We start from the raw sequence: 12,569 nt of genomic DNA on the forward strand, positions 1-12,569 counted from the left end.
CGGGTTCCTGAGTCGAGGACCAGTACCGAGGGAGTATCGCCATGAAACTTGCGTTTGCTACCATTGCCGCCGCCGCTCTCCTTGCGGGCTGCACCACGTCGCCCACCCAGCAGGCCGAAATCGGCTATGCGCCGGGCTCGCTCGGCTATGCGGCGATGATGCAGGGCAACTGGCAGAAGGCGGAATCCCAGCTGGCGCGCACGGACGCGGACGATCCCGCCCGCCTCCTCAACCTTGCGCAAATCTACCGCGTGACCGAGCGCGATCTCGCCGCGCGCGATCTTTATGCGAAGGTGCTGGAAGAAGACGACATGCAGCTCGTGCTTTCGGACGGCAGCGTCGTTTCGGCCCATACGGTCGCAAAATCGGCGCTGCAGACGACGGCAACCGCCGCCCGCAACTAACGGCAGCCGATCAGCCCGAAGACCGGGAGCACGACCGAACCGCGCGCTGACTGCCAGGTCAGCGTGCCTTCGGGAATGATTGCGCCTGCCAGCAGGCCTTCGCGCTGCTCGATACGGACATCGATGGTAAGGCTGTGCCCTGCCCCCGCGAAACGCTGCACGGGCGCGTGGCGGGCGATGGCGTCGCCTTCGGCCGCAGTTCGCGCGAGCGCGATAACCTCACCGCCATCGATGATGCGCACGCTCGGCGGTTCATCCAGAATGAAGGCGATACGGCGTGCAGGCTCGGTGCGCTGCCAGAGCGCCATGCCGCACTGGCCCTGCTGAAGCTCCTGCTGCGGGAGCTCGGCAAGCGGGCGTTCGGCGGAAACATTGGTCGCCAGCGGACGCGGCGCCGGGCCGCCGGCCCCGCCGCAGGACGCAGCGGCAAGCGCGCCAAGCAGAATCGCGGCGCGCTTCATTGCAGGCGGCCCGCGCCGCGCAGCACGAGATTGCCGCCTTCGCCCACGAAACCCGCGGCGAGGAGACCCGCATCGGTATCGGGCGCGCCCGCGACCTTGATCTCGTAGGTGTAGGCGGCATCGCCCGCGACGTGGACGAACAGGCTGGCGTCGCCCGCCGGGGTGCGCCCGGTGAGCGGCAGCAGCAGGCGCCCATCGGCGCAGGTCGCAGTGCCGGCAAGCGACATGCTGGACGTTTCCATGCGTACATCGGCGGAGACAGCGCCCGATGCTGTGCGGCAGGCCTTGTCCGCGAAGGCAACGCTGAAATCCTGAAGTGAAAGCGTCGCGGCTACGCCCGGCACGAGCGGCGGCATGGGTATGGCGGCAGTGACGCCATCAGCGGCGAAGGCGCCGCGCGCGGCCACGAGCGCGCCGACGGGTGCGGCTCCTTCCGCTTCCGGTGCGAAACGGAAACGCGCCTCGCCAGTGAGAAGCGCGAGCGGCGAGAGCGACAGGCGCAGATCCCCGAGCGCGGCGCTGCCGAACCCTGCTCCGGCTGCGTGGCCCGACCAGATCGACCCCGAGACGCTGCGCGCATGGAAGCCCTGCGCAGGAAGCGGCGACAGCGACAGCGCGAACGCCAGCGGGAACAGGATCAGCAGGAACAGAACCAGCGCCGCAGCGAACACCGCGGCGAGCGTGCGGACCGGAAGCACCGTCATGCCGGGCCGTCCGAGAAGCCGATCTCGGCGGAGACGGTGGAATCGTCGTTGCGCTGCACGAGCACGCGGTCCGCGACGACGCCTTCCTTCTCGAGCCCCGCGATCCAGCCGAACAGGAAGCTCGGCTTCACTGCCGCGATGCCCACGCGCACGCCGCCGTCTTCGGGCTGGGTAGAGGTGAATTCAAGTCCCGCCGCGCTCGCCGAGGCGGCGACGATGTCGCGCGCCGCGCGGCCGTCCTTGCCGGCGGAAGCGCCGCCCTCCGCAGCGATCCCGGCGGCGGCGGCGCGGACCGAGGGCATCTGCGCGGCGATCCGGTCGTGACGTTCGGCAGCGCTCTCCCGGAAGGCGGCAAGCGGCCGCAGGATCACGAGCCAGAACAGCATCACGAGCACGATAACGCCGAGGATGCCGAGCAGCCGCTGCTCGCGCGCGTCGCGGCCGTTCCACCATGTTAACGCTGTTTGCATCACAGGCGCGTCACCTCGATATCGATGCGCTGGCCATTGTCGCCGCCGCGCGAGGCGCCCTCGACGAGGTTCAGCCCGTCGGCCGCCATGCGCTGCTTCACGGGTTCGACGGTGGCGCCCATCGGGGCGATCAACGTCGCGCGCATCGCGCCCGTGGGCTCGTAGCGCAGCGATTCGAGCCGGATCGTACCACTTGCCTGCAGCGCGCCGAACAGCGACGCCGCCATGCCGGTGAAACCGCCGCTCGAAGCCGATGCGGCATAGCGCTGCTGAAGCTGCAGGGCCGGATCGGTGATCGCCACGCCCGGCAGCGCCTTCGCCGCCAGCGTTTGCATTTCCGCCTCCAGCGCGTTCGCCGCGAAGTGATGCCGAAGCGCGAGCGCGAGATCGGCACCGAGCCACGCCGCGACGATGCCCGCCGCGAGCAGGGCCATGCGCCGGATATCGGCACGGCCGAACGCCCGCGCGGAAGCCTTGCGGAATTCGCCCTGCCGGAGGTTGAGCGGCGCTTCGGGATAGGCGGGAAGATCGAGGATATCGCGCAGGATCGGCCGCGGCGAGCGCCCGCCGATCAGCATTTCGGCGAGCGCGGGCTCGGTTTCGAGCGCGAGATCGGACGCGCGCACGAGCAGCATGTCGCCCGAGCGGAGCGTGGAGACGGCGTCCTCGATCACAGGCAGCATCAGCGGCGCGGGCACGACCTCGTCAGGGTCAAGGCCGTGGTGCGCGAGCGCGGCAAGCCAGCCCGCCATCACGTCCCTGTCGACGATCCCGATGAGGCGCCGGCCAGCGGCATCCACGCCTTCCGCCGCCGCGACATGCTGATCGGCGATCGGCGCGGCGACGAAATCGGCGGCGAGGTGGCGCGCGGCAGCCGCGGCCTGCGCGGCGGACGCCGCCGGGAGTTCGACCCAATGCAGCGACACGGCGCTGCCCGGGACGATCGCGGTGACGCGCGTATCCTCGTCGATCTGCGCCTCGGCATCATCGACGAGCAGCCCGGAGGCGAGCGTGCGCCCGTCTTCGCCCTGCGTGCGCCAGCGCAGGGCCGTCCCCGACGCGGGGAGCAGAACATAGAGGTGCCGGCTCATTCTTCGACCGTCCAGCGGCGCTCGACAACGCGCGTGCGATCACGCGAGACATCGAGCAGCGCGGTTTCGGTGAGCGCGGTGCCCGCGATGTCCATATCGATCTCGAGCGCGAACCAGCGCGAGGTTAGCTTCACCTGTTCAAGCTCCTCGCTCGATGGCGACAGGGGGACCAGCACGGGATGCTCCCAGAAATCGAGAACGTCGGTCCAGCCGCCCGCAGGACGGCCCGCCATCACCTGACGGGCCGCATCGGGCGTGAGGCGGCCAGGCAGGATCATCGTCAGAAGCGGCGCCTGCGCAGCTTCGAGCGTGTTGACGTTGATCGGTGAAAGTTCAGTTGTCGGCAAGGCGCATACCCAAGGTCTCACGACTTCATAGATTTCCGGCGTGATCCCCGCAACTGCGCGCAGTTCGCTGACTTCGGCAAGCATCGTATTTCCCGTGCGGTACGCGGGCGACAGGCGCGTGTAGGCCTCGTCCTCCCCGCCGAGCGGCAATGGCGACGAGTCCGCGTCGATCCAGTCCGCGAGCGTGAACGCGGCGCGGCGCGCCTGGGCTTCGGAAATGCCGAGCGTCGTCATCAGCGCCGTGAACTGCGCGATGCCGCGCGGGCGCGCGCGCAGTGTCGTGGGCGAGCCACCGTCCGCGACGCTGTTGAGGTTGAAGCAGTTGCCGCCATCGGAGACGCGGGCGCGGATGGTTCCGGTCTTGTCCGGCGTCGGGAACGTGAATTCGCGGCCGCTCCAACCGGCCGGCAGCTGCTCGCCCGCCATGCCGACCAGCGCCGCGATGCGTTCGAGCGCCATCACTTCCGCGCCGAGCACGGTGTAGCGCGCCTGCATGGCGACGCGGCTGTTGCCCGCCATGCGCACCGAGCGGTTGATGGTTTCGAGCGCGGTCGCGGTGAGCGCGCCCATCACCGCCACCAGCATCAGCACGGTGAGCAGCGCCATGCCTTGCGCGCGCGGCGGAAACTTCAAAGCCCGCTTCACAGCGGCACCTGCGTGAGGAAAAGCTGGCGCACGACGCCGAAACGCGCCGTGGTCGCGTCGATGCGAACGGCAAGAGGCAGGATGGTCGGTTGCAGCGGATCCCACGCCGCGCGCCAGTCAGCGGTTGCGACAGCGCCCGGCGTCGGGTCCGGCGCGGCGCGGTAGGCGACATCAACAGCGCTCACGCCCTTCGCCAGCACCGCAGGTTCGCCGAACGCCGCGCCATCCACCATCGGCCGGGCGCGGCGCACGATGGCGTCGTTTTCCAGTCGGTATTCGACATATTGCAGCGATGCGCGCGGGGCACCGCCGGGGTTTTCCCAGCCGCGCCGCACGAACGCGAACAGGCGACCGCTGCCGTCGGCGCCTTCAAACGCCGGGCGCACCTCCCCCGCCTCTCCGCGCGGCATACGCTCGGCGGCCTGCGCGAGATCGGCGCGCAGCGCGGCGCGCAGGCGCTGGAAATCCTGAACCGATGCGGACACGTCCGACAGACGAAGCTGCGCGTCGGCGGAGTTGCCGAGCACGACGACCGCCGCCGCCGCGAGCAGCGAGAAGACGAAGAGCGCGACCAGCGTCTCGACAAGGGTGAAGCCGTTCCTCACGACGCGGCAATGCCCCGGAAGGCGGTAAGATCGCCCGCCGCGCCGCCGGGCCCGCGCACGCCGACCGAAATACGGATGAGGCGCGGGTTCTCGGTGCGCGCGACCTGCCGCGTCACGGTCCAGTTCACCCCGGCGTTCACCACCGTGCCGCTGGTTTCCCCGAGCGCAGGCGGATCGGGCTGCGTGAGCGCATCGACGACGGCGTTCTCGGCGACGATATCGGCGAGGAGCACATCCTCGACCCGGCCAGCCGTCAGCGCGTTGGCGGCGCCGAGGCGGATGAGCGCGAGCACGGCGAGGCCGAGCACAGCCATCGCGACCATGACCTCGATCAGCGTGAAGCCGTCCTCACGCCCCCGCATCGACCCTCACCTCGCCCGATCCGAGCACGCGAACGACCGTGCGCCGATCGTCGTTCATCAGCGTCAGAACCTGCGCCTCGCTCATGCCGACGCTGTCGAAACTCACGCGAAGCTCGCCGTTTTCGGGCAGCGCAGGCGTTGTGCCGCCGCGCCACGCCGCCTCGGTGAGCGGTTCGTCGGCAAGCGGCTTCCACGTCTTGCCCTGCCGCTCGACGAAGCGGTAGCCGCGCGCATCGAGGATCGCGGAGGTCTCGCGGTTCGCCAGAATGGCGTGATCGCGCGCCGCGAGAAGGCGCGCGGCAAGCCGCTCGCTCTCCCGCGCCAGCGTCGATTCCGAAGACGGCAGGTTCACCGCCACGACCGCCGTCATCAGGCCGACGATCGCCAGCACCACCATCATCTCGACGAGGGTGAAGCCGCGCTCCGTGCTAATTCTGCCAGTTGCCGAGATCGGCATCGTCCCCTTCCCCGCCCGGCTTGCCGTCCGCGCCGAACGAAAAGATGTCGAAGCGCCCGTGGGTGCCGGGGAACGCGTACTGGTACGGATTGCCCCACGGGTCTGCCGGAAGCCGCTGAAGGTAGCCGCCGCTGCGGTAACGATCCGGACGGGCCAGTGTGGCCGGGGGCGCGACAAGCGCCTGCAGACCGTCCTCGGTGCGCGGGTAGGTCATGTTGTCGATGCGGTACATTTCCATCGCCTGGCCGATGAGCGCGATGTCGGCGCGCGCCTTCTCCACCATCGCGCGGTCCTGGCTCGGCAGCACGTTGATCACGACGAACGTGGTGAGGAGTCCGATGATGGCGAGCACGACCATCAGCTCGACGAGCGTGAATCCGTCTTCGCGTCTCTTTTTCTTTTCGGGCGTCTGCACGGGGAACCTCACTGAATGGCGATTGTGTCGAGCTGCAGGATCGGCAGCAGGATGGATAGCACGATTGTCGCGATCACGCCGCCCATGATGACGATGATGAGCGGTTCGAGCAGGCTGAGCGCGCTTTTGGTGAAGGCGTCGAACTCGCGCTCCATGTAGTCGGCGGCACGGCCGAGCATCTGCGCGAGCTTACCGCTCGATTCGCCCGACGCGGTCATGTGAACGAGAAGCGGCGGGAAGATGCCGGTGCGGCGCATCGAGCCCGACAAGCTGCCGCCTTCGCGGATCGATTCCACCATGTCTTCGGTCGCGCCGCGCAGCACGCGGTTGCGGATGGTGCGCGAGGTGACGGCGAGGCCATCAAGCAGCGGCATACCGTTGTCGACCATCGTGGAGAGCGTGCGCGCCAGCCGCGCGGCGTGAAGATCGCGAAGCAGGCGGCCGATCAGGGGAATGCCGAGCAGGTGCCGATCCACCTTCAGGTGGAAATCCTCGCGCTGCATCATCCGTCCGAAGACGACCACGCCGATGCCGAGGAGCGCCAGCACGATAAGGCCGTAGCCGGTCATGAATTCGGAAATGCCGATGACGATGCGCGTGAGCAGCGGCAGCTCCTGCCCCATGTCGTTGAACTGCTCGACGACCTTCGGGATCACGTAGGTCATCATGCCGATGACGATGAGGAGCGCGACGAGCGCCAGCATTGCCGGATAGGCGAGCGCGGTGAGAATCTTGCCGCGCACCTCGGCCTGGCGTTCGTGGAGGTCCGCGAGGCGTTCGAGGATTTCGGTCATGCCGCCGGAGCCCTCGCCCGCCGAGACCATCGCGCGGTAGATCGGCGGAAAACTCGCGGATTCGAGCGCCATCGCATCGGCGAGGCGGCGGCCTTCGACGACACCGCCGTGCACGCGCCAGACGATATCGGCGACCTTTTTCTGCTCCGCCTGCATGGCGATCGAGCGGAGCGACTCTTCGAGCGGCGACACCGAAATGAGCGTCGCGAGCTGGCGCGTGAACAGCGTGAGCGCCTTGGTCGAGAGCTTGTTGCGGCGACCGAAACCGGCGCTCGGCGCGGGCGCCGCAGCCGCGCGCGCGTCGGCTGCGGCGGCGCCGAGACGGACGGGAAACAGCTTACGGCGTTCGAGAAGCGCGCGCGCGTCGGCGTCGCTGGTGGCGGTCAGCGTACCCGTGCGCTCGCGGCCCGCGGTGTCGAGCGCGAGATACTCAAAGGTCGGCATCGACCGCCGAATCCCGGCGCATGATCCGCACCGCCTCTTCAACCGTGGTCTTGCCGTCGACGACGAGACGCCGCACCGCCGCCGCGATGTTCGGCGCGCGGACGAACGCCTGCCGCGCGATCACGGCTTCGTCGGCGCCCGAGAGGATGAGCTGGCGGATATCCTCGTCGATCCGCACCGCCTCGTAGACACCGATGCGGCCGCGAAAGCCGGTGTGGGCGCACGAGGGACAGCCGACCGCGTGGCGGATGACGACACCCGCATCGAGGCCGAGTGGCGCGGCATCGGCGGCGCTCGCCTGCACCGGCTGCGAACAGACGCTGCACAGCCGCCGCACGAGCCGCTGCGCGACGACGAGGCGGAGCGACGAGGCGAGCAGGAAGGTTTCGACGCCGAGGTCTTTCAGGCGCGTGATCGCGCCGACGGCATCGTTGGTGTGGACCGTGGAGAGCACGAGGTGCCCGGTCAGCGAGGCCTGCACGGCGATGTCCGCCGTTTCGGAATCGCGGATTTCGCCGACCATCACGACGTCCGGGTCTTGCCGGAGGATCGCGCGGAGGCCGCCCGCGAAGGTCATGCCGACCTTGGTGTTCACCTGCGTTTGCCCGACGCCGTCGATCGCGTATTCGATCGGGTCTTCGACGGTGAGGATGTTGCGCGTGCCGTCGTTCAGCAGCCTGAGGCCCGAATAGAGCGTCGTCGTCTTGCCCGATCCGGTGGGGCCGGTGACGAGGATGATGCCGTGCGGTTCCTTGAGCGCCCCGGAAACGATGCGGAGCAGATCGGCGGGCATCCCCAGGTCTTCGAGGCCGAGTTCAGCCTGTTCCTTGTCGAGGATACGCAGCACGACCCGCTCGCCATGGCGCGAGGGCAAGGTCGAAACGCGTACATCGAGCGCACGGCCGCCGAGCGAAAGCCCGATGCGTCCGTCCTGCGGCAGGCGGCGTTCGGCGATGTCGAGGCGCGCCATCACCTTGATGCGGCTGACAACGAGGGGCGCCACTTTTGCCGGCAGGCGCAGCGCCTCGCGCAGCACGCCATCGACACGCAGGCGAACGATCAGCGTGCTCTCATACGGTTCGACGTGGATGTCGGACGCGCCCTGCCGCACCGCTTCGGCGATGACACCGTTGATGAGGCGGATGACGGGGGCATCGTCCTGCGTGTCGAGCAGGTCTTCGGCGGCGGGAATGTCTTCCGCAAGCGCGCCGAGATCGCCGACCTCGCCGAGCCGGTCCGAAACCTGTTCGGCGCTGAGAGCGTCGGTCGCGTAGCCTTCCTGCAGCAGCCGTTCGAACTCGCGGCGCGGCACGAAGCGCACGACGATGGGGCGGCCGAGGATGCGGCGCACTTCGGTAAGCGCGCGCGGATCGTCGCCTTCGCGTAGGCCGACGCCGATCTCCGCGCCCTCATCGTCAAGCACGATGACGCCAAAGCGCTTCGCAAAGGCATAGGGAATCTGGATCGGGGGTTCGGAAGGCAGCGGTGCAACGTCGCCGGCCGTCATGATGCTTACTCCGAGGGCGGCGGCGCAGGCTGCGGGGCAACCGGCGGGGCAGCGCCCATGTAATCGCGCACCAGCGCATCGAGCGAAGGTTCCTGCTTGGGATAGCGCTCCTGCTGCATCTCGCGCGTGTACGCATAACGGCGCGCGCTGATGGCCTGCGCATCCTGCCGGTTGCGCACGATCGTGGGACGGATGAAGACCATCAGGTTGGTCTTCGTGCGGCTGCGCGACCGGCTCGTGAAGATCTCGCCGAGCACGGGGATATCGCCGAGCAGCGGCACCTTTTCGATCGTGCGGCGCTCGTTCTCGTCGATGAGGCCGCCGAGCGCGATGATGTCGCCGTCGTCGACAGTGACGGTCGTCTCGATCTCGCGCTTGTTGATGATGAGGTCGGCGGAGCCCGTTGCGACCGGCCCGGCGATCGAAGAGACCTCCTGGCGCAGGAACAGTTTGATGGCGCCGCCCGCATTGATCTGCGGCTTCACCTCGAGCTGGACGCCGACATCCTGCCGCTGCACGGTGCGGAAGGCATTGTCGAAGTTGGGCGACAGCGCCTCGCCCGTCGTCATCGGCACTTCCTGGCCGACGAGGATGCGCGCTTCCTGATTGTCGAGCGTCATGATCGACGGTGTCGACAGCACGTTGGAGGCGGTATCGGATTTCACGGCGTTGATCACCGCGCCAAACAGCGCATCGTTGCCGATCTCGCCGCCGAAGCCGAACAGCGATCCGGTGACGCCGAGCAGCGAGTTGACCGCCGCCTTTTCGAGCGCGTCGCCGGCCGAAGACGACGTGCGGCCCGTCGTGGTGACGCCGTCGCTGGTCGTGGTCTGTGTTCTGTCAAGTTCGCGCGCACCGATGGCCCCTGCAATTGCCAGCAGATTGGGCGCGCTGTTTGAATAATTTGTGACAGCGAACGGAACACTGCTGCCGCCGGTGCCCGCGAGCAGGAACTGGACGCCGAGTTGCTTCGCCGCATTGTCGGAAATCTCGACGATGATCGCTTCGACGAGCACCTGCTCCTGCCGCACATCGAGCTTGCGAATCACTTCGCTGAGCGAACGCTGCACGTCGGGCGGCGCGGAGATGACGAGCGCATTCGCGCCCTCGTAGCGGGCGATGACGGCGCGGCCCGGACCCGGCGGCGCGCTGCCGGCGGGCGTCGTGGAAACGCTGGGCGCCGCGTTCGACATCTGCCCGTTCTCGCCCGACTGCGGCGCGCTGTTCACCACCGTGACCTGCACCTGCTGCCCGGCGATCTGCTGGAGCACCGGAAGCAGCGCACCCGCATCGGCGTTCTGCAGGAACACGACCTGCACGTCGGAGCCCGCCGAGGCGCGCTTGTCGAGATCGGAAACGATCGCCGCCATGCGTCCCACCGCATCGGGATCGCCGCGCAGGATGACGCTGTTCGAACTGTCGACCGCGATCACGGACACCGCGCCCGCGCCGTCCGACCCCGCCGCGCGCGACACCGATTCGATCGCCGAGGCGATTTCGCGCGCGCCTGCATTGTCGAGCGTGATGAGGCGCATCGACGTGCGGTCGCGGTCGATCTCCTTCAGCACCGACCGCACGCGCGCGAGATTGTCCGCATAGTCGGCGATCACGACCGAACTGCCGCTCTTGCTCGCGGTGATCTGGCCTTGCGCGCTCACGAGCGGGCGCAGCGCCTCGATCGCGGACTGCGTGTCGATCGACTTCAGATCGATGACCTGCGTGACGAAGCTGCTGCTGCCTCCCCGTGTCGGCTGCTGCGCGGCATTCGCGGCGGGCGCAATGCGGAAAGCGCCGCCGTCCGTCGGAATCGCGATGAAACCGTTCGCGCGCAGTGTGGAGAGAAACACCTCGAAATACTGCGTGCGCGACAGTGGCCGGTCGGCGACGACCGACACCTTGCCCTGCACGGCGGGGTCGATGATGAACGTGCGCCCCGTGGTGCGGGCGACATCTTCGATATAGGCGCGGATATCGGCATCGCGCAGGTTGATGACCTGCTGCGCCGGCGCAGGCAGCGCAAACGCAAGCGCAAACGCCGCGCCAAGCAGGAAGCGACCTACCTTCACTGAACGATCCCGAACGTCACAGTCTGCACCTCGGCCCCGCGCCTGATTTCCAGCACCGCGACATCGCTGTCGCCGATGAGGTTCGCGATGCTTCCCGGCGACGTCTCGGAATCGATTCGGACACCGTTCGCGGAAAGCAACACATCGCCAGCCTTTAAGCCAATTTCGTTAAACAATCCGCCACTTCCGATGGGTTTCAGCGCAAGCCCCTGCACTTCGCCGCCGCTGCGCACCAGTTCACCGGTGATTTCGCGCCCCACGCGTTCAAGCGGAATTTGCACGGCGGGCGTGTCAGCGGCAGGCGGCGCTGCCGGAGACACCGGCCGCGCAGGCACGGACTGATCGAGGAAGAGCTGCTCAAGCGCCCCGCCCCGGCTGACCGTGACGCTATCGAACGCAACGCTGTGCAGCGTGACGCCGGGCATGATCTCCTCGCCGACGAGGAAGCTGCGCTGCGTGCCGTCTACGCCGATGATCGCCGATCCCCGTCCGCTGACATTATCGACGCGCGTGCCGTAGAGATCGATGGCGAGATCGGAGACGACGGTCGGTCCGCCGCCGTCAAGCATCTGGAAAAACGGATCGAATCGGCCAAGCACACCGGCATCGGACCGAGCGGCGAGCGGCGGCGGGGGCGGCGCACCCACCGGCCCGATCGGCACGAGCAAAGCCCACACCAGCCGCGCTGCGGCGAAGGCAAGCACCAGTGCCAGCAGAACCTGCGCTGCCGCCACGAGGCTGCGTGCGTTCACACGCTGCAGCCATTGCCTGTCAGTGAACCCCATTCCGTCCGGCCCGCCTTCACGAAATCGCCCCGCTAGGGAGTTAGCATGTCAGTTTGATGACGGCGAGCGTCATCGCGTGTCATATCGGGACATTCATGCAAGCCTATAGCAACGCAAGCGGAACGATGGGAGCGCGTGCCGCCGCCGCCCAGACACTGATCGCCGCAATTGCAAGACAGGCGCCGAGCGGAACCCGCGTTGCCGCGCCCACCTCCGCGCCGCGCAGCTTCCACAGCGCAATGAGCGCGAATCCGACGAGCGAGGCGACGATCACCACGAACGGCAGCGCCTGCCAGCCCATCCAGATCCCGATACCGCCGAGCAGCAAGGGATCGCCGCCGCCCATCCCCTCGCGCCCGCGTAAGGCCCGATAACCAAGGCGCACGGCCTCAAGCCCCAGGAAACCGGCCGCGCCGCCGATCAGCGAGGCCGCAACGTCGCCGCGCGTGATGAACAGTGCCGCGATGCCCGACAGTGCGAGGAGCGCCGTGAGCCGCTGCGGCAGCCAGTAGTGCCGAAGGTCGAGCGCCGCGAGCAGCAGCAGCAGCCAGCCGAACACCGCCCACACCAGATCGGCCGGCGCCCGCGCCAGCAGCACGGCGAGCAGCCCGACGAGGCCGGCAAGCAGCTCCATGATCCACGTAAACGCCGGAATTGCTGCGCCGCACTCCCGGCAGCGGCCGCGTAGCGCCAGGACGGAAAACAGCGGCACAAGCTCGAGCGGCCCGAGCGTGCGCCCGCACGCATCGCAATGCGAACGCCCGCCCACCACCGGACGCCCCACCGGCAGGCGCGCGGCGACGAGCGCGAGGAAGCTGCCGATGATGGCACCGGCAACAAATCCGCAGGCCAGAAGCCATCCGGCGTTTCCGCTGACGGTCAAGACGGCGCCGCCCCTTCCCTTGTCGCAAATCTGTCATGCACCCGGCCTAACCGGTTTTCCCGTGGCTATCACAATCGGCAACAGGCTCAACCCCGGGACGATCCGGCTTGCGCTGCTTTTCGCGGCGGG

Annotated in this window: 15 protein-coding genes; 1 reads left to right on the forward strand and 14 read right to left on the reverse strand. The window is 68.3% G+C overall.

Annotated elements, in window-relative coordinates:
• The first annotated feature begins 41 nt into the window (after window positions 1-41).
• Window positions 42-404, forward strand: a complete 363-nt coding sequence (locus H2052_RS14080) for a hypothetical protein (protein ID WP_293782805.1) — start codon at window positions 42-44, stop codon at window positions 402-404.
• Here H2052_RS14080 and H2052_RS14085 read toward each other — a convergent pair.
• The 14 genes from H2052_RS14085 to H2052_RS14150 form a co-directional block, all read right to left on the reverse strand.
• Entirely contained in the window at window positions 401-865 is a 465-nt protein-coding gene (locus H2052_RS14085) for a hypothetical protein (protein ID WP_293782807.1), read from the reverse strand. The genes H2052_RS14080 and H2052_RS14085 overlap by 4 nt on opposite strands.
• On the reverse strand, window positions 862-1,569 hold the full coding sequence (gspN, locus tag H2052_RS14090) for a type II secretion system protein N (protein WP_293782810.1): 708 nt from the start codon (window positions 1,567-1,569) through the stop codon (window positions 862-864). The genes H2052_RS14085 and gspN overlap by 4 nt, the downstream gene beginning before the upstream one ends.
• Entirely contained in the window at window positions 1,566-2,039 is a 474-nt protein-coding gene (gene gspM, locus H2052_RS14095; protein WP_293782812.1) for a type II secretion system protein GspM, read from the reverse strand. Before gspM ends, gspN begins: the two co-directional genes overlap by 4 nt.
• On the reverse strand, window positions 2,039-3,130 hold the full coding sequence (gene gspL, locus H2052_RS14100) for a type II secretion system protein GspL (protein WP_293782814.1): 1,092 nt from the start codon (window positions 3,128-3,130) through the stop codon (window positions 2,039-2,041). The genes gspM and gspL overlap by 1 nt, the downstream gene beginning before the upstream one ends.
• The gene (gene gspK / locus H2052_RS14105) at window positions 3,127-4,110 is read right to left on the reverse strand and encodes a type II secretion system minor pseudopilin GspK (RefSeq protein ID WP_293782817.1); all 984 of its coding nucleotides are present in this window, start codon (window positions 4,108-4,110) and stop codon (window positions 3,127-3,129) included. The genes gspL and gspK overlap by 4 nt, the downstream gene beginning before the upstream one ends.
• An 8-nt stretch (window positions 4,111-4,118) precedes the next feature.
• Window positions 4,119-4,727, reverse strand: a complete 609-nt coding sequence (gspJ, locus tag H2052_RS14110) for a type II secretion system minor pseudopilin GspJ (protein ID WP_293782820.1) — start codon at window positions 4,725-4,727, stop codon at window positions 4,119-4,121.
• Window positions 4,724-5,089: a type II secretion system minor pseudopilin GspI gene (gene gspI, locus H2052_RS14115; protein ID WP_293782823.1), complete on the reverse strand. Its 366-nt coding sequence runs from the start codon at window positions 5,087-5,089 to the stop codon at window positions 4,724-4,726. Before gspI ends, gspJ begins: the two co-directional genes overlap by 4 nt.
• On the reverse strand, window positions 5,076-5,546 hold the full coding sequence (locus H2052_RS14120; RefSeq protein ID WP_293782825.1) for a GspH/FimT family pseudopilin: 471 nt from the start codon (window positions 5,544-5,546) through the stop codon (window positions 5,076-5,078). Before H2052_RS14120 ends, gspI begins: the two co-directional genes overlap by 14 nt.
• Window positions 5,518-5,961, reverse strand: a complete 444-nt coding sequence (gene gspG / locus H2052_RS14125; protein WP_366484546.1) for a type II secretion system major pseudopilin GspG — start codon at window positions 5,959-5,961, stop codon at window positions 5,518-5,520. The genes H2052_RS14120 and gspG overlap by 29 nt, the downstream gene beginning before the upstream one ends.
• An 8-nt stretch (window positions 5,962-5,969) precedes the next feature.
• Window positions 5,970-7,199, reverse strand: coding sequence for a type II secretion system inner membrane protein GspF (gene gspF / locus H2052_RS14130; RefSeq protein ID WP_293782830.1), 1,230 nt, complete (start codon window positions 7,197-7,199; stop codon window positions 5,970-5,972).
• A complete protein-coding gene (gene gspE / locus H2052_RS14135; RefSeq protein ID WP_293782832.1) occupies window positions 7,186-8,706 on the reverse strand; it encodes a type II secretion system ATPase GspE in 1,521 nt (506 codons plus the stop codon). The genes gspF and gspE overlap by 14 nt, the downstream gene beginning before the upstream one ends.
• A 5-nt stretch (window positions 8,707-8,711) precedes the next feature.
• A complete protein-coding gene (gspD, locus tag H2052_RS14140) occupies window positions 8,712-10,772 on the reverse strand; it encodes a type II secretion system secretin GspD (RefSeq protein WP_293782835.1) in 2,061 nt (686 codons plus the stop codon).
• Entirely contained in the window at window positions 10,769-11,557 is a 789-nt protein-coding gene (locus tag H2052_RS14145; protein WP_293782838.1) for a type II secretion system protein N, read from the reverse strand. The genes gspD and H2052_RS14145 overlap by 4 nt, the downstream gene beginning before the upstream one ends.
• 103 nt (window positions 11,558-11,660) lie before the next feature.
• Window positions 11,661-12,440, reverse strand: a complete 780-nt coding sequence (locus H2052_RS14150) for an A24 family peptidase (protein WP_293782841.1) — start codon at window positions 12,438-12,440, stop codon at window positions 11,661-11,663.
• Window positions 12,441-12,569: the final 129 nt, after the last annotated feature.

The sequence above is a fragment of the Sphingosinicella sp. genome, assembly GCF_013911755.1.
In the GTDB taxonomy this organism is placed as follows: Bacteria; Pseudomonadota; Alphaproteobacteria; order Sphingomonadales; family Sphingomonadaceae; genus Sphingosinicella.

Coding starts and splice junctions, on each gene's coding strand:
- H2052_RS14085 (WP_293782807.1), bottom strand. CDS start 865: ATGAAGCGCGCCGCGATTCTGCTTGGCGCGCTTGCCGCTGCGTCCTGC.
- H2052_RS14145 (WP_293782838.1), bottom strand. CDS start 11,557: ATGGGGTTCACTGACAGGCAATGGCTGCAGCGTGTGAACGCACGCAGC.
- H2052_RS14080 (WP_293782805.1), top strand. CDS start 42: ATGAAACTTGCGTTTGCTACCATTGCCGCCGCCGCTCTCCTTGCGGGC.
- gspI (WP_293782823.1), bottom strand. CDS start 5,089: ATGCGGGGGCGTGAGGACGGCTTCACGCTGATCGAGGTCATGGTCGCG.
- gspM (WP_293782812.1), bottom strand. CDS start 2,039: ATGCAAACAGCGTTAACATGGTGGAACGGCCGCGACGCGCGCGAGCAG.
- gspF (WP_293782830.1), bottom strand. CDS start 7,199: ATGCCGACCTTTGAGTATCTCGCGCTCGACACCGCGGGCCGCGAGCGC.
- gspN (WP_293782810.1), bottom strand. CDS start 1,569: ATGACGGTGCTTCCGGTCCGCACGCTCGCCGCGGTGTTCGCTGCGGCG.
- gspE (WP_293782832.1), bottom strand. CDS start 8,706: ATGACGGCCGGCGACGTTGCACCGCTGCCTTCCGAACCCCCGATCCAG.
- H2052_RS14120 (WP_293782825.1), bottom strand. CDS start 5,546: ATGCCGATCTCGGCAACTGGCAGAATTAGCACGGAGCGCGGCTTCACC.
- gspL (WP_293782814.1), bottom strand. CDS start 3,130: ATGAGCCGGCACCTCTATGTTCTGCTCCCCGCGTCGGGGACGGCCCTG.